Source organism: Candidatus Omnitrophota bacterium (genome assembly GCA_028693815.1).
Taxonomy (GTDB): Bacteria; Omnitrophota; Gorgyraeia; order Zapsychrales; family Aceulaceae; genus Aceula.
This window is the reverse complement of record JAQUUP010000005.1, coordinates 63,949-81,070: the sequence shown is the minus strand read 5'-3', so window position 1 is coordinate 81,070 and position 17,122 is coordinate 63,949. Positions and strand designations below refer to the sequence as shown.

The 17,122-nt window shown below is 36.6% G+C and carries 19 protein-coding genes and 1 tRNA gene; all 20 read right to left on the bottom strand.

What is annotated here, in order from left to right; translation table 11 throughout:
• Positions 1-708, bottom strand: a 708-nt coding sequence (locus PHY73_02985; GenBank protein ID MDD3374672.1) for a UDP-N-acetylmuramoyl-tripeptide--D-alanyl-D-alanine ligase, incomplete at its 3' end; no start/stop codon positions are given.
• Entirely contained in the window at positions 705-2,159 is a 1,455-nt protein-coding gene (locus tag PHY73_02980; protein MDD3374671.1) for a UDP-N-acetylmuramoyl-L-alanyl-D-glutamate--2,6-diaminopimelate ligase, read from the bottom strand. The genes PHY73_02980 and PHY73_02985, both read right to left, overlap by 4 nt.
• Before the next feature lie 11 nt (positions 2,160-2,170).
• On the bottom strand, positions 2,171-3,853 hold the full coding sequence (locus PHY73_02975) for a penicillin-binding transpeptidase domain-containing protein (protein ID MDD3374670.1): 1,683 nt from the start codon (positions 3,851-3,853) through the stop codon (positions 2,171-2,173).
• An 18-nt stretch (positions 3,854-3,871) separates the two neighbouring features.
• Complete coding sequence (locus PHY73_02970; GenBank protein ID MDD3374669.1) at positions 3,872-4,255, bottom strand: hypothetical protein; 384 nt, start codon at positions 4,253-4,255, stop codon at positions 3,872-3,874.
• A 13-nt stretch (positions 4,256-4,268) separates the two neighbouring features.
• Entirely contained in the window at positions 4,269-5,171 is a 903-nt protein-coding gene (gene rsmH, locus PHY73_02965; GenBank protein MDD3374668.1) for a 16S rRNA (cytosine(1402)-N(4))-methyltransferase RsmH, read from the bottom strand.
• A gap of 11 nt (positions 5,172-5,182) precedes the next feature.
• A complete protein-coding gene (gene mraZ / locus PHY73_02960) occupies positions 5,183-5,620 on the bottom strand; it encodes a division/cell wall cluster transcriptional repressor MraZ (protein ID MDD3374667.1) in 438 nt (145 codons plus the stop codon).
• A gap of 220 nt (positions 5,621-5,840) precedes the next feature.
• Positions 5,841-6,770: a bifunctional riboflavin kinase/FAD synthetase gene (locus PHY73_02955; protein ID MDD3374666.1), complete on the bottom strand. Its 930-nt coding sequence runs from the start codon at positions 6,768-6,770 to the stop codon at positions 5,841-5,843.
• A 3-nt stretch (positions 6,771-6,773) separates the two neighbouring features.
• A complete protein-coding gene (gene truB, locus PHY73_02950) occupies positions 6,774-7,478 on the bottom strand; it encodes a tRNA pseudouridine(55) synthase TruB (GenBank protein MDD3374665.1) in 705 nt (234 codons plus the stop codon).
• Entirely contained in the window at positions 7,479-8,435 is a 957-nt protein-coding gene (locus PHY73_02945) for a bifunctional oligoribonuclease/PAP phosphatase NrnA (protein ID MDD3374664.1), read from the bottom strand. It lies immediately after the preceding gene.
• Positions 8,425-8,766 (bottom strand): 30S ribosome-binding factor RbfA, encoded by a 342-nt coding sequence (gene rbfA, locus PHY73_02940; GenBank protein MDD3374663.1) that lies wholly within the window; start codon positions 8,764-8,766, stop codon positions 8,425-8,427. The genes PHY73_02945 and rbfA overlap by 11 nt, the downstream gene beginning before the upstream one ends.
• A gap of 9 nt (positions 8,767-8,775) precedes the next feature.
• A complete protein-coding gene (locus PHY73_02935) occupies positions 8,776-10,047 on the bottom strand; it encodes a CCA tRNA nucleotidyltransferase (GenBank protein ID MDD3374662.1) in 1,272 nt (423 codons plus the stop codon).
• Between the two features lies 1 nt (position 10,048).
• A complete protein-coding gene (gene xerD, locus PHY73_02930; protein MDD3374661.1) occupies positions 10,049-10,936 on the bottom strand; it encodes a site-specific tyrosine recombinase XerD in 888 nt (295 codons plus the stop codon).
• Between the two features lie 9 nt (positions 10,937-10,945).
• The gene (locus PHY73_02925) at positions 10,946-11,464 is read right to left on the bottom strand and encodes a hypothetical protein (GenBank protein MDD3374660.1); all 519 of its coding nucleotides are present in this window, start codon (positions 11,462-11,464) and stop codon (positions 10,946-10,948) included.
• Entirely contained in the window at positions 11,457-13,472 is a 2,016-nt protein-coding gene (gene ligA, locus PHY73_02920) for an NAD-dependent DNA ligase LigA (protein ID MDD3374659.1), read from the bottom strand. Before ligA ends, PHY73_02925 begins: the two co-directional genes overlap by 8 nt.
• A gap of 2 nt (positions 13,473-13,474) precedes the next feature.
• Complete coding sequence (locus PHY73_02915; protein MDD3374658.1) at positions 13,475-14,200, bottom strand: metallophosphoesterase family protein; 726 nt, start codon at positions 14,198-14,200, stop codon at positions 13,475-13,477.
• A gap of 21 nt (positions 14,201-14,221) precedes the next feature.
• Positions 14,222-14,497 carry an acylphosphatase gene (locus PHY73_02910; GenBank protein ID MDD3374657.1) on the bottom strand — a complete coding sequence of 92 codons (276 nt, stop codon included), beginning with the start codon at positions 14,495-14,497 and terminating at the stop codon, positions 14,222-14,224.
• Between the two features lie 12 nt (positions 14,498-14,509).
• A tRNA-Pro gene (locus PHY73_02905) sits at positions 14,510-14,584 on the bottom strand.
• Between the two features lie 99 nt (positions 14,585-14,683).
• Positions 14,684-15,118: a 3-hydroxyacyl-ACP dehydratase FabZ gene (gene fabZ, locus PHY73_02900; protein MDD3374656.1), complete on the bottom strand. Its 435-nt coding sequence runs from the start codon at positions 15,116-15,118 to the stop codon at positions 14,684-14,686.
• Positions 15,119-15,130: 12 nt separating this feature from the next.
• Positions 15,131-15,880 (bottom strand): 3-oxoacyl-ACP reductase FabG, encoded by a 750-nt coding sequence (locus tag PHY73_02895; protein MDD3374655.1) that lies wholly within the window; start codon positions 15,878-15,880, stop codon positions 15,131-15,133.
• Positions 15,877-17,115 carry a beta-ketoacyl-[acyl-carrier-protein] synthase family protein gene (locus PHY73_02890; GenBank protein ID MDD3374654.1) on the bottom strand — a complete coding sequence of 413 codons (1,239 nt, stop codon included), beginning with the start codon at positions 17,113-17,115 and terminating at the stop codon, positions 15,877-15,879. The genes PHY73_02895 and PHY73_02890 overlap by 4 nt, the downstream gene beginning before the upstream one ends.
• Positions 17,116-17,122 lie beyond the last annotated feature (7 nt).

Below are 17,122 nucleotides of genomic sequence, written 5' to 3'. Positions count from 1 at the left end.
CTTAATACATTCAAAGCGTATCTTTCTTAAAAAAAGATCATCCTCGTTAAAAATCACTACTCCCTCTCGATTTAAATTTTTATAAATTGCCTTTTTCTCCTTAAAAACACCAGCTGGTGTTTTTAGAAATTCGAGGTGAGACTCTCCAATATTTGTCAAAATAGAAATAGTAGGATGAGCGATACGAGTTAAATTTTCAATCTCACCAAAATGATTTGTCCCAAATTCTAAAATTGCAATGTCATGTTTCGAGCGAAGATTTAATAATGTTTTTGAAACACCGATAAAATTATTCTCTGTTGCTACACTTTTGAGAACATTAAATTTCTTTTTTAAAACAGACGCTATCAGCTCTTTAGTTGTTGTTTTTCCAGAGCTTCCAGTAATGGCGATAATCGGGATAGGAAATTTTAATCGGTGAAATTGAGCAAGGCACTCCAGGGCAACGGCGGTATCTTTAACAACAATAACTGAAACGCCTAAAAAAGATTTCTTTGGTTTTTGAGAAACCAAGAGAACGTTTACCTTTTTCTGAACAACGGAAGATAAAAAACGATGCCCATCAAACTTCTTCCCCTTTAAAGCAATAAAAAGATTCCTTCTAAGAACTGTTCTAGAATCCGTGGACACACCATTAATTTTTTGATTAAGGTCTCCATACACGAGATGTCCACCTGTTGCTTTAATAATTTCTTTAACATTCATCATGATAAACATTCTCGAACAACTTTTCGATCGTCAAAGGAAATTGTTTCATTCTTTAAAATTTGATAATTTTCGTGTCCTTTGCCAGCAATTAAAACGATGTCGTTCTTTTCAACCATAGAAAATGCTTTTTGGATTGCTTGACGACGATCTAGAATAATCAAATAACGATCATGGTCAAATCCTGATACAATTTTATGTGCAATATCTTCAGGGTTTTCACTGCGCGGATTATCATTTGTAATAATGGAAAAATCGGCAAGACTGCTTACCACACTTCCCATTTTAACCCTTTTTTCCTTATCGCGATCCCCGCCACAGCCAAAGACAACAACAAGCTTCCCCTTCGTAACCGATCGAAGACTTGTCAAAACATTTTTCAAAGCGTCATCTGTATGAGCATAATCCACAAAAACAAAAAAATCTTGCCCTGCAATAACAGGCTCAAGCCTTCCAGGAACACAATTAAGATGCTCAACACCATATCGAATATCTTCCAGTTGAACACCAATACAGGAACAAGTCGCTGCCGCAGCTAAAATATTATAAACATTATGCTTTCCAATAAGCGTTGTCTCGATTTCAGTTTCATTCTGACCTAATTTTAATATAAATTTTGACCCAAACAACGTTGATTCAATATTCAAGGCCATCATGTCAGCTTTGTTTTCAACGCCATAGGAAACAACCTTGGCTTTTGTTCGCTCAATTATCTTTTGACCCCAAAAATCATCAATATTAACAATGGCAAAAGAATCTAATAAAAGAGAAGAAAACATCTTTGATTTTGCCAAAAAATAACTTTCCATGCTCTGATGATAATCAAGGTGATCTTGTGTTAAATTTGTAAAAATGCCAGCTTTAAAATCAATTCCAGAAACTCTGCCCTGATCAAGAGCATGAGACGAAACCTCCATAGCGCAATATGAAAAACCATTCTCATTCATGTCGGTTAAATAATGACAAATATCAACAATGCTCGGCGTCGTGTTTTCAATTGGGACAATATGTTCCCCGTAGCGACAGTTGATCGTTCCTATAACGCCGCATTTCTGTCGAGCAGTCTTTAAAATTGCTTCAATAAGATAAGAAATTGTTGTTTTTCCATTTGTGCCGGTAATTCCAAGACATTGCACTTTTTTTGAAGGAAAGTCATAAATTCGATTTGTTGCATCCGCCAAAAACTTTCTCGTATCCTCAACTTTTAGAATACAAATATTTTTATTTAAAAGGTCAATCGATTGCTCGCCGTCAACAGCAACAACAACCGCACCTTTTGCCACAGCTTCTTCAATGTAATCCGTACCATCTTTTCGAGCTCCCTTGATCGCAACAAAGAGCCCACCTTGATCAACTTTTCGAGAATCACATGAAATAGATTGAACATCATAAAGTAAAAAATGCTCTTCAATCTCTTTCTGATAAATATCTTTAATTAAATCTTTTAACTTCATTTTCTCTACCCTTAATTTTCTTCATTTGCCTTTAAGTATTTTAACACATTTTCTGCAACTTCCTTAAAAACTGGTGCCGAAACTGTTCCGCCATAATGATCAGGATGAGGCTCATCAAAAAAGACCACCATCGCAATCTTGGGGTCATCCGCTGGTGCAAACCCAATAAATGTTGCATAAAACTTACTGTGAGAATAAAGGCCATCAACAATCTTCTGAGCCGTCCCTGTTTTACCAGCAACTTTCACGCCTTTAATTTGAGCTCTTTTACCAGTTCCATTATCGACAACTCCGACCAAAATATCTTTAACCCGCATCGCAGTCTCAGGGCTAGTAACTTCCGTGATTGGCTGAGGAAAAAAACCTTCAACTACGTCTCCGTTTTGATCTCTAATATATTGAACAATAAACGGCTTCATATAGATACCGTTATTGGCAATAGCTGAAACAGCACATACAAGCTGTAATGCCGTTACCCCTATTTCATGACCAATAGGAACAGCCCCAATTGAAGTTCCAGACCACCGCGAAACAGGCTTTAAAACGCCTGAAACTTCCCCTGGCAAATTAACACCGGTCGCTTTTCCAAATTGAAATAATCGAGCATAATGATTGACCGCTTCTCCTCCAATTTTTTGAGCAACTTTAACTGTCCCAATATTGCTTGACTGTTCAATAACTCCTTTAAAAGTTAACATTCCTTGCGGGTGATGATCATGCAAAACATGATTAGCGACCTTATATTCTCCGTTCTCGCAAAAAATTTTATCATCCTCGCTAAACGCCTCTTCTTCTATTGCAGCACACGCAGTTACAATCTTAAAAACAGATCCAGGCTCATACATATCACTTATAGCCCGATTCCGTCGGTTATCAACAGAACTCGATTCTAAATCACTTAAATTATAAGTAGGTCGATTAGCAAGCGCTAAAATTTCACCTGTTTTTGGATCCATCACAATAATACTAGCAGATTTCGCATGATGCTTCTCAAAAGCCTTCTCCAAAGCCTGTTCAGCAAAATACTGAATTGTCTCATCAATAGTCAAAACTAAATCAAACCCATGCTTAGGAAGTAAAAAACTTTCTTGAATCAAAAGCTCCTGCTGCTTGGCATCCCGTAAAATTTGCGCCATCCCAAACTGCCCAGACAAAGAGTCATTGTATTCTAGCTCTAGGCCTTCCAATCCATAATTATCAATGCCAGCAAACCCAATCACATGCGCGGCTAACGTTTGACCAGGATAATAACGCCGGCTTTCCTTAATAAAATTCAAACCTTTAAAATCAAGTGCCTTTATTTTATCAGCTTGATCAGGTGATAACTTGCGCGAAATCCAAACAAAGCTTTTGTCGCGACTCATTCGATCTTTTAAAAAACTTTCCTCAAGCCCAAGCGTTTCATGGATAGCTTTAATAGCTTTTGCCTTTTGCTCAATACTCATAGAGCGTGGCGAGGCATACAGAGAGTATGCCGCAACATTTAAGGCTAATGGCCTAAATTTTCGGTCATAAATCGTCCCTCTTTTAGGCTCCAAACGCAAGATATGACTATGCTGACGATCAGCAAGCCCAGAAAGATATTCTGACTTAAAGACTTGGATAAAAATAAGCTTAATAAAAAAGAATATTAATAAACAGAAAAAAAAGAGGAATAAAAAAACAAAACGAAGTGAGTGTCTTTTAAAATACACAGATTTTATTATATTGGTTTATCGTATTGGTTTTGCTTCTGCTACAGATTTCAATGAAAAAACGCTGGCTAAAAGACCAGTTGTTCTTTTGAATACTGAATTCTGATCCGAAGACTTATTGGCAGCAAGCTGAGTTGGTACGTTCAAATGAACAATATGTTGAGAATCTAAGAAATCAATATCCGAATTCTTCGCCAGAAACCGCTCACTCAAAGAACTTGATGACTTAAGCTTAGCAATATTATAAACGACATGACCGTTGTCATCAATAAGTTTAAAGATTTCCTTTTCTTTGTTTTTACCCTGGTAAGCAAAATCATAAATTTTTACCTGCATTTGAATATAAATTAACGCAACAGCTGTGACACATAAAATAGCAGTTAAAAACTTTTTAAAATTCATTTATTTTCCTTTTCTATTTCTTAATTCGCCGCGCAACACGCAAGCGAGCAGATCGCGAGCGAGCATTGCGTTCGATCTCTTCATCGGTTGGGCGAAGCGGTTTTTTTGTAATGATTTCCAGCATCTGTTCTTTAGCAAAATATTTAAACTTTTCTTTAACAATACGGTCTTCCAGTGAATGAAATGAGATCACACAAATCGCTCCTCCTGGACGCAAATATCGAATCGCCTTCTTAAGAGCAATCTCAATTGCCTCTAATTCACGATTAACAGCAATGCGAAATGCCTGGAATGTTCGCGTTGCCGGATGAATATGGTGATCTTGAAAGCGGCGTGGAATAGCCTTTAAAATAATTTCCGTAAGCTCTTCCGTTGATTGAATAGGGTGCTTAACACGGCTCTTAACCAAATGATCCGCAATACGATCATGCCACCTCTCTTCTCCAAAATTCTTTAAAATTAAAGAAATTTCTTTACTTGATAATGAGTTAATCAAATCATATGCTGAAATAAAACTATTTCGATCCATGCGCATATCCAAAGGCCCAACTGAGCGAATACTAAATCCTCTTTCCGCTGTATCCATCTGATAGCTAGAAACACCTAAATCAAACAAAATTCCATCAACCTGACTAATGCCTAAACCATCCAGCGCTACATCTAAATCTCTGAAATCTTTTTGGACAAAAGCGCATCTACCGGAAAAATCTTCTAAATTTTGCTGAGCTAACGCAATTGAATCTTCATCACGATCAATCCCGATCAAAAGACCCTGAGGTCCTATTTTTTTTGCGATTTCCCTGCTGTGACCCCCCAATCCAAGCGTGCAATCCAAGACACACGCACCCTCAGAGAAATTTAGGTGCTGAAGAATCTCTTTCATCATAACTGGAATATGTTTAATATCGTTTGCCATAGTAACCATAGTTAAATGTCCAATATGTTTTCTGCGGTCTGCTCAAAAGAACTTTGTGAATCACTATAAAAATCTTTCCAGACCTTTTGATCCCAAATTTCGATACGATTGGAAACGCCAATCACGATAACGTCTTTTTTGATTTGAGCAAAATCTTTTAAATATACTGGAATAATAAAACGACCTTGTTTGTCAGGAGAAACGTCAACAGCGCCGGAGAAAAACATGCGATTAAAACTACGACTCTCCCGCTTTGTAAAAGACATGCCTTTAAATTTTTGTTCTTGAGCAGCCCATTCATATTCTGTAAACATAAAAATACATTTATCTAAGCCGCGAGTAAGGAAAAAACGGTCGATCCCGTTTTCTTTAGCAACATCTCGAAAACGAGCAGGCAAAATAAGGCGACCCTTTCGGTCTATTCCATGTGTATGTTCACCATAAAACATTTTTCATTTCCTCCACTTTGCTCCACTCTGTTCCACATTTATGAGTATATAGAATGTACGTGGACATGTCAATACATAATTATTGTATTTTTATGCACCACAACAAGTTGTATGAACTATCAACTAATATTCTAAATATTGTAGTATTTTGGACAAAAAAAATAGGGCTATCTGGGAATGTACGTTTTATGTAAACTTTAAAAAAGTGGAGTGAATCTTATCAAAACTTCTTTTGCGAAAAATAGCGGAGAGCTTTTTTCTTATCCTTCTCGATTTGTTCAATCAATAACTTTGTTGTTTTAAATTTTTGCTCATCACGGATCTTCTGTAAAAATAAAACCTCAATCTCTTTACCATAAATTCTTTTTTTAAAATCAAAGATATGAACTTCTAAATTTATTTTACTTTCTTTTTTAAACGAAGGCCTCCGGCCAATATTGGCAATCGCATTAAAAATCTGATTTTCTGATCGAACTTGCGCAAGATAAACCCCCGAGGGAGGTAAAATTTCTCGCCCAGGATTAATGTTGGCTGTCGGCGTTCCGATGCGAGCACCTCGACGATCCCCGTGCACAACTTTGCCCAAGGTGGAGACTCTTCTGCCTAAAAGCTTTTCTGACTCTTTTAATTTTCCGCGAACAATTAATTTTCGCAAAAGCGAACTACTGATTCTTTTTTTATTAAACTCAACAGATCGAACAATCGTAACTCGAATACCAAATGCATTTGCAATTTTCTTTAAAGCTTTTCCGCCACTAAGTCCTTCCTTCCCAAAATGAAAATCATCCCCAACAAATATTTCAACAGACTTAAATGAATCAAACAAATATTTCTCAACAAATTCCTCTGGCCTTAACAAAGAAAATTTCTTTGTAAAACGAATAACCACGCAAACAAGAACCCCTAAATCTTCAATAAGCTGCAATCGATGCTTTAAAGAAACTAAAAGTGAGACATCCATATTTTTATTAAGAACCTGAACAGGGTGAGGAAAGAAAGTCATGACAATCGGTGTGCCATTAATTGCGCGAGCTTTTTTAATAGTTTTCTTGATGAGCGCCTGATGACCTAAATGAAGACCATCAAAAACACCAATAGCAATAACAGGTTTTTTTATTTTTGTTTTAGGTAAATGATTTAGAATTTTCATAACTTACAAACAGATTTTATCATTTTCATTAATTTTTCGAACATCATCAATCGAAACGTCATTCAAATCTTTCGCCTCTTTGATATCAAAAGGCCCGACTTTTGTTCGATGGATCTGCGTAATACAAGCACCGCAACCTAGAAATTCTCCAATATCTTCAGCAATTTTTCGAACATAAGTCCCTTTGGAACACTCCAAGAAAATCTTTGCATTAGGAAGAGAAAAATCAACAAGTTCCAGCAAAGAAATTCGTATGCGGCGAGCTTTAAGATCAACCTTGATGCCTTCTCTCGCCAGCTGATATAATCGTTTCCCGTTATGCTTAAGCGCAGAAACCATCGGCGGAATTTGATCAATGTCTCCAGTAAAATGCGCTAATGCCTCCCTAAAAGATTTCTCGCTCACATGATCAAAGGACTTTTTATCAATCACTTTTCCCCTGACGTCAGCTGTATCCGTTGTTAGCCCAAGAACCATCGTAGCAAAATAAGCTTTGTCAAAAGAAGAAAATTCAACAAAACGCTTTGTTGCTTTTCCAAGCAGCATAACTAAAACACCGGTCGCTAAAGGATCCAGAGTTCCCGCATGACCAACTCGCTTCATTTTAAATTTTCGGCGCACAACATCGACAACATCATGAGATGTCATATCAGAAGGCTTGTTAATAACCAAAATACCGTTGATTGGACTGCTATCTTTTTTTATCATTTAAAATTGTTTTCTTAAAAGCGCTAACACATTTTTTTTAGCACTCTTTAAGTTTCCTGGATATCGACACCCGCTAGCCGCCTTATGGCCCCCACCTGCATATTGACTTGCGATTGATGCCACATTAATTCTCCCAGAAGATCGAAAGTTTACTTTTGTTAATAAAGAAGAAACTTCTGTAAAAATAACAATCACTTCATTATTTTTAATCATTCTAAGAAATGAAAAAATCTTATCTCTCAAATCAAATCTTTCCCCTGCCTTTAATAAAATTCTTTTCTTTAATTCAACGCATAAAATCTTTCCCTTCTCAATAGACGTAAAATTTTTCACCGCTTCCAAAAAAATCTTTAAATCGCTTTCACTAAGATTCTCGTAAACCTGATTATACAAAGGATAAACCGGGAGCTTAAATTCTAAGAGCCTTGCGGCAATCTCATGCGTATAGGCGGTTGTTGTCTGATAGCGAAAAGAACCTGTATCCGTTAAAATTCCTAAATAAAGAAGTTCCGCTATATTTTTAGTAAGTGCGAATTTCTCTTTCATTAAAAACTCAAATAAAACCTCTGCGCTTGAAGAAGCCTTAGGCTTAACCAAATTATATGTGCCAAATAATTTATTTGTCACATGATGATCAATATTAACAATCGGAACATTCTTTGGCAAAATATCTTTGATGCTTCCTATGCGGTTTAAATCTCCACAATCAAAAATAATGACCAAATCATATTGACGAGATATTTTCTGTACTTTCTTAATTTGTTTACCACCTTTTAAAAATTGATACATATCTGGCAAACCATCAGCATTAGCAATCAAAACTTTCTTGCCAATAGATTTTAAATAATCAGTCATAACAAGCTCGCAACACAACGCATCCAAGTCTGGACTAACATGAGCTGTGATTAAAATTCGTTGCGACTTCCTGATTGCGCTAGAGATTCTCTTAATGTTCATCGTTTAACCTTTCCGCTTCCTTCGTAAGTTCAATGTTAAATTCTAACGATTTATCATAATAAAAATCTAATTCCGGAATAAATTTTAAACGAACCCTTTGCGCAACGCGCTTTCGAATAAGGCTGCGTGCACTATCAAAAGCACTTTGCGCCTTCTCAATTCTTTCTTCTTCACCTAAAACAGTAAAATATACCTTCGCATGATGCAAATCTTTGCTAACCTCGATTCGGCTAATCGAAACAAGATGCAACCTAGGATCTTCTAGTTCACGCTGAATAATGTTAGAAACTTCCCTTTTAATCATTTGATTAACACGATCAATTCGTTCCATAAAACCCCCTCACAAGCTACGAGTGTAAAATTCCTTTTCCGCTTCTCGAAGCTCATCTTTCTTTGTTTTAATTTTACCATCGATTTTCTTAGCCAATAAATACTCTAGAATAACTCCAATCCTTTTGCCATCTTTAAAACCAATTTCCTTTAAATCCTCACCACTTATCGATAGTGTCGCCCATCGATAGTGATCTAGAAAATTGTCAATACACTTACTAACAGATGGATTATTATTTCTACAAGAAAAAAAGATAATCTCTTCGTTACTTAGATCACTTAAAACCTTTTGAATTTGACTTGGCCTCATTTTTTCATAGCACAATCGCTCGATAATTTCACGCTGCGTCTTTAGTGAAATAATTTTCTTCTGATCCTTTTTTGGAATCAAGAATTTGTCTAATAAATTTTTTGTATCCTTCAGCGAAAGATCATCAACAAATGCCATAAAATAGACAAGCCATCGGGATACAGGAAAATTCTCTAATTTCGAGACGCTCAAATATATTTCGATTGATTCAATTAGCTTCAATCGATCTTCATCCAAAGAAAAATCAGGAAAAATTTTTTGCAATATTTTAAGGCTAAACAATCGCCTTAAACATTTAGCAGGGCTTTGTTCTTCGCAAATTTTCTTAAACTCCTCAAAATATCTCCCTAGAGTCACGTTATAAATAATATCTTGCTCAAGAGTATCTTTCAAAATATTCATTGTATCTACGTCTAATTCAAAATCAAAACGCTGCTCAAAACGAATCGCTCTTAAAATTCGAGTTGGGTCGTCAATAAAACTCTTATCGTGAAATACTCTAATTTTCCTTTGCTCTAAATCACCTTGACCATCATAAAAATCAACAATTTCGCCAAATTTGCCCTTATTAATAGAAACAGCAATAGCGTTCATGGTAAAATCTCTTCGAAAAAGATCTGCTTGAATTGTTGCCGGCGAAACATCTGGAAGTGCACCAGAGGAAGAATAGCTCTCTTTGCGAGCCGTTGTAAAATCAATTCGAATATTATTTTCTTGATGCATTGATGCGGTCATGAATTTTGAATGCGCAACAAAAGAAAAACCGTTTTCCTTGGCAAAAGTTTTTGCAAAATCGATCGCATTCACTTCTAAAACAATATCAATATCAAGATTTTCTTTTCCTAAAATTAAATCTCGTACAATTCCACCAACAAGATAAGCAGAGACATTTCTTTGATCAGCGTATGCCCCAATGCTCTTAATTAACTTTAAAATATGATCTGGTAAGCTCTGAAATAAAATCTTTGTCATCTTAAGGCCTTGGGTGAAATTGCTTATGAACCGTTTTTAATCGCTCCCTGTCAACATGAGTATAAATTTGAGTTGTTGATATATCTGAATGTCCTAACATTTCTTGGACGGACCTCAAGTCAGCACCATGCTCCAAAAGATGGGTCGCAAAAGAATGACGAAGGGTGTGCGTCTTGATTTCTTTTTTGATGTTCGCAAGCTTTGCATAATGTTTGATAATCTTCCAAATACTCTGACGACTTATCTTTTTTCCCAAACGGCTAACAAACAAAGACGAGCTAAACTCTGTTTTGAGAAGCTTGCCTCGAACTTTTTCTAAATACTTGATAATAGAATCTCTCGCCTTTCGTCCGATGGGAACAATGCGTTCTTTTTGACCTTTTCCAATACATCGAACATAGCCAATTTCTGTGTTAATACTCTCCACCTTTAAATCAACAAGTTCAGAAACGCGCATACCGCTTGCATACAAAAGCTCCAAAATAGCATTATCCCTAATCTGCTGCCACTTACGTCCCTGAGAAGTTTTGATAATCTCTTCAATTTCGTTTGACGTTAAAACGTCTGGAACTCGCTGCCACATCTTTGGTGTCTCTAAAAGATGTGTCGGATCCTCTTTAGCTAATCGCTCTCGAACCAAAAAACGATGAAACATTCTTGTTGCCGCCAAACTACGGCAAATCGAGCTAGCCGAAAGACCCCTTATCTTCTGTTTTTCCATATACCCTGTAATATCGCTTCTTTTTATGGCATCTGGATCTTTAATACCTCGGCGAGAGAAATACTGAATATATTGCATAAGATCACGCTGATAAGCCATGATTGTATTTTTAGCTAATCCGCGCTCAACAAATAAATGATTAAGAAACTCCTGAAGATACTCTTTCATAAGAAATACTTATTTTTTAATATCACCTTCCACAGATTTAAACGAAAAATTAGCAATAATCGATTTTGAAACTGTTTTCATCTTTCTTTCCATAGCCTGCAAATCCTGAAAAGCTTCTGGCTTATTCAATCCATCCTGGCATTCTTTGAGAACTTTAATTTCCTTGCCTAACTCAACGGCTTTGTTGCCAACTAAAAGCTTTTGCATTTCTTCCACTTGAGTCAGAATGCTATTCATTAAATACTGAAGCCGTTTAGTATGCGTATTATCTTGAATGCCAGAAATAAATTCTTTTTGCCAAACGCGAAAAAGCGAAAGACGATACTTGTAATCTGCAACAGGATCATAAACCCTTTCTGGATATTCGATAGGACTTAAAATCGGTTCAAATTCTGAGCTTTCTACGCTCGTCTTTTTTGTTCGAGTAAACTTCTTTCTAAGTGGCTCACATCCAGAAACCAAAATAGAACAAACAAGTACCCACAAAAGAACAGTAACACCGACATTTTTCATTTTTATTTTACGCATCAATCATCTCCTTAAATTTAGTTTCACTTAAAATAGAAACGCCTAACTTCAAGGCTTTCTGGTATTTTGATCCAGGATTCTCCCCAGTTAAAACAAAAGTTGTGTTTTTGCTCACCGATCCAACAATATCTCCTCCTAATTTTTTTATAATAGCCGTTACCTCATTTCGAGTCCATTGCTTCAACTCACCTGTTAAAACAAACTTCTTTCCACTTAAAACAGTCCCTTTTTCTTTTTCTTCTGGCTGCGCCATATTCACACCAAAGTTTCTTAACTGCGATATAAGCTTTTTTGTTACGCCTTGTTTTAAAAAACGTATCAACGACTCCGCCATCACGTCGCCAATCTCTGCAATAGAAGTGAAATCGTCGAATCTTGCGTTACAAATATTCTCCATATTCAAGAATTTAGTCGCTAAAACATAGGCTGCTTTTTCGCCAATATGCTCGATACCTAACGCAAACAATAATCGCGCAAGAGGCTGTTTCTTACTCTTTTCGATTGCCTTAAGAAGATTATCTGCTTTCTTTTCTTTAAATAAATTTAAAGTTAAAAGGTCTTTCTTTTTTAATATATAAATATCTGAAAAACTTTGAACTAATTTCTTTTCCAACAACTCCTTAACAACAGACTCGCCTAGCCCTTCGATATCCATTGCGTTACGCGATGCAAAATGAATAAGCCTGCGCTCAACTTGCTTTGGACAAGACAAATTAACACAACGATACGCGACTTCGTCATCATTTTCTCTAATAACCGCACTTTCACACTCAGGACATTTTTTAGGCACAGAAAACGGTAACCGACTCTCTTTTTTCGAGAAATCAATGACCTTAATAATCTTAGGAATAACATCACCGGCACGCTCAAGCAAAACACGATCACCCTGCTGCACGCCAAGTCGTTCAATCTCATCAAAATTGTGAAGCGTTGCACGAGAAATTGTAACCCCAGCACATTCCACAGGTTCAAGCTCAGCAACAGGCGTCAAAACTCCAGTGCGGCCAACCTGAACAACAATATCTTTGATTGTTGTGGTCGCTTGCTGTGCTAGAAATTTATACGCAACAGCCCATCGTGGACTTTTTGAAGTCGCGCCCAAGCTTTCCTGCTGACGAAAAGAATTGACCTTGATCACAACTCCATCAACTTCATACGGAATCTTATTTCGCTTGCTCTCAAATTCCTTACAATACGAAACAACTTCTTCAAAACTTTTACACAATCGGCTATTAGGATCAACACAAAACCCGCAAGTTTTCATTAAATTCAAAAAATCCCACTGAGATGCCACCTCTAAATTATCTTCAAAAACTCCCCTAGAGTGAACAAAAGAACTTAGCCGCCGTTTAGCAGTGACCGTTGAATCTAAAAGTTTTACCGATCCGCTTGTGGCATTACGGGCATTTGCAAAAATTGGTTCCCCTTCTTTTTTCCTCTGCTCATTAAGTTTTTCAAAGTCAGATTTCGTCATATAAATTTCGGCACGCACTTCAAAATTCTTTGGAATACTCTTCAAATCACCTGATAAAATTTGCAAAGGAACAGAGCGAATGGTTCTTAAGTTTGCCGTTATGTCCTCTCCTATCACTCCATCACCACGTGTTGCGCCAAGAACAAACTGTCCTTCCCGATATCTCAAAGAAGCACTAACACCGTCGATTTTGAGCTCAACTGTATATTGAATCTTTTGATTGGGACAATTTTTCTCAACTCTTGCTTTCCATTCAAGTAACTCATCAATAGAATATGTATTATCCAAAGAATACATTTTTGAACTATGCGTGACGCCTCCGCCCGAAGACTCCATTTTAACGCCAACACGCTGAGTAGGAGAATTCTTAGAGAAATATTGGGGAGATTTCTTTTCTAAATCAAGCAAACTTTTAAGCAAATCATCATACTCTTTATCTGAAATAATAGGATCGCTTAAAACATAATATCGATAATTATGATATTCAAGATCTTTGCGTAACTGCTCGATTTCTTTTCTTTTTTGATCACTCATAACTATAACCCTAAAAATAAACGGGAAGCCAAAACCTCTGGAAGACCAGCGGCAATAATTTTATCTTGAGCTTTTTTAATATCATACGAAACACGCTTAAGCTCAATCGTTTTCTCTTTTGTGTCATAAACACAATATGCTGCATCAGGATGCCTATCCCGAGGTTGTCCAACACTTCCTACATTTACAAGATACCGACATTCTGGATCAAGATCAATTGAATACGAATCAATCCGGTCAACCGTATCTTCTTTTTCAACAAAAACTTCTTGAACATGTGAATGCCCAACAAAACAAACTAATCGATCTAACAAAGAAAATGTTAACTGAACATGAAAAAGGCTAAGAAGATAGTGAAACATCTCGGGATTATTCAAAGTCCCGTGGACCAAAACAAAGTCATCATTTTTGAGAACCAAATTTGATTCTGATAAAAATTTCTTTTCCTCATCAGAAATCATTCCAATCGTCCAGAGGATAGATTCTCGTGCAAAAGCATTCAAACGAGTCGACTGACTTTTCTGGGCAACGGCCCAATCATGATTACCAGCAACATTGGCGGCTTTAATCTCTTGAATTCTTTGAATACATTTTGAAGGGTCAGCTCCATAACCAACAATATCCCCGCAACAAAAATAATCATCAATCTGCTGACCTTGAAGGTCTTTTAAAACAGCATTGAGTGCTTCAAGGTTTCCGTGAATATCGGAAAAAATAGCATATCTCATAAATAACCCAGTTAAATATATCTATAGCGTTGGAGCAACAGAAAAACTATACGATTTTCCTGTAGCAGAATAATAATTAACTTGTTGGTTTTTTATATATTGTAAAAAATGTTCCTGCAATGCAGCCATTAACTGCTCGATCTTATCCTTAGGACCCTCAACCAAAACCTCTACTCGGCCATCCGAAAGATTTCTAACCCATCCGCTTAAATTTAAATCCAATGCAATTCTTTGTGTTGTATAACGAAAACCAACACCCTGAACCATTCCAGAATAAAAAATATTTGCTTGCACCATAACTAAATTAAGTCGGGAAGGTGGGACTTGAACCCACGACCTCAACGTCCCGAACGTTGCGCGCTAGCCAGACTGCGCTACTCCCCGTTTTTATCAATTTTATGTTCACGAAGTTAACAATAACGATGTTTTGAAATAGTTTATCATTTAAGGAAAGGCAAGTCAATCGAGGAATTTAAAGAAGTTTTATGCTTCTTTGGTTGAAAAAACAATCTCAGCTTCGGTTACAAGTTTTTCTCCCACAAAAGCTTTGGTCCTAACAATACCTGTATTCTTTAAGAATTTTATAGTGGTGACTTCTATTTTAAGCTGATCTCCTGGAACAACAGGCGCAAAATATTTAACAGTTGCCTTGCCAAGATAGTAATAAAGATTTTTTCCTTGAAGATTGCGGCTATAATAAAAATAAATACATCCGGCTTGAGCCATCGCCTCTAGAATGAGAACTCCTGGCATCACCTTTTCATTTGGAAAATGGCCCTCAAAGAAATGTTCATTAATAGTAACATTCTTAATCGCAATCAATTTTTCATTGGGAACAAGATCAATCACGCGATCGATAAGTAAAAATGGAAAACGATGAGGAATAATTTTCTTAATTTCTTGAATATTTAATTGCATAAAATCTCTCCTTTAACGAATGGCCAATCCGCCATCCATCTGAATGTTTTCTCCAATAATATATTGCGCCTCTAAACTCAACAAGAATTTAACACACCCGGCCACATCCTCAGGTGTCCCAGCTCTTCCCATTGGAATTAACTTATCAATATTCTCGCGATCTTCTGGCGAAAATTCTTTTAAGATATCGGTCTCGATAAATCCTGGTGCAACACTATTAACACGTACATTATACGCAGCAACTTCTTTGGCTAAAGCTTTTGTAAAAGCATCTAAGCCTCCCTTGCTTGCTGAATAATTAACTTGTCTTGGAAGACCAATTTTTCCACTAATAGAAGAAATGTTGATAATATTACCGTCTTTTTGCTTTAACAAAGTAGTAATACAGCAACGCGTGATATTAAAAACCCCTGTCAAATTTGTATCAATAACTTTCTGCCAATCTTCCTGCGCCATAAGCATCAATGCCTTATCGATAATAATGCCAGCATTATTAATTAAAATATGAAATGTGCCGAATTCTTTTTTGATATTCTCGGTCCATTCTTTAACTTTATCAAAATCCTTAATATCAACCTGTGATGCCTTGCACTTAACACCAAAGCTTTTAATTTCTTTTTCAAGCGCAGAAGCATCTTTTATACTTTTCACATAGCTAAAGGCAACATGACATCCCTGCTTTGCTAACATCAAGCAAATCGCGCGGCCAATTCCTCGAGAGCCACCGGTTACGATTGCAACTTTATCTTTGATTAAATTCATTCTAAAAATCTCCTTAGCACCATACATGTATTATTTCCACTCGGTGATGAAATAATCACAAGAACATTGTTAATCCTTGCTTTTCGCGACTTGTTAACAACGTAATCTAAATCACAATCAGAATCTTTTTCTTTATAATTAATCGTTGGAAAAATAAAATCATCCTCAAAAACAGATAAAGCAGCTGATACAGAAAGTGCACCGGAAACGCTAAAAGATTCACCTGTCATTGATTTCGGCGCACTAATAGGAATTTTATAAGCATGACTTTGAAAAACTTCTTTAATAGCAAAGGTCTCAACTCGATCTGCTGAAGGCGTTGAATTTGCATTAGACACAATAAAATCAATATCCGTTGTTTTAAGATTAGCTTCCTTTAAAGCAAATTGAATCGAACGCCTTAGACCCTCTGCTTTTGGATTATACTTATTGATTCGATACGGATCAAAACTTGTTCCAAACCCTAAAACTTCGCCTAAAACAGGTGCCTTTCGTTTCATCGCATGACTATGCTCCTCCATCGCTAACAAACATGAACCCTCGGAAAAAACAATACCGTTACGCCTCTTATCAAAAGGACAGCTAATAAACTGACTATTTTCTATTGATCCGGAAAGAAATTTAAGCGCATGAAAACCGAGAAATGTTTGCTTACACATTTCCTCAACTCCACCCGCATACACTAGCTTAACCCTATTAAGCTGAATAAAATCATAAGCATATTTCATAGCATCAAGACTAGCTGTAAATCCGGTTGAAATAGTTGTGTTAAATCCTTTAATATTGTGCCAAATTGAAACCTGACTTGCTGGAGAATTGATAACCGTATTTGGAAAAAGAGCTGGATTAGTATAGCGCGGGCCTTCGCGCAATGTGACTTCCTGGAAATCACTAATACTTTTTACGCTTCCTAGCGTTGTTCCAACAGACACGCCTAAACTATCAGTATTTTCTTCTGTAATTGTAAATTGACTGTCCTCAATAGCAAGTTTTGCGGCAGAAACCAGCAATTTTGTGCTACGGTCAAGAGATCGCAAACCTTTTTGACCCATATACACCTTTGGATCAAAATCCTTAACTTCTCCAACTTCATGAACCGAAAGATCAGATGTGTCAAATAAAGTCGCTGGGGCCCAGCCTGGCTTTCCGGCTTTAAGAGATTTCCAATATTCCGCACGGCCTTTGCCAATGCTTGATAAAACACCCAATCCAGTAATAAGAACTCTTTTTTTCATTTTATTT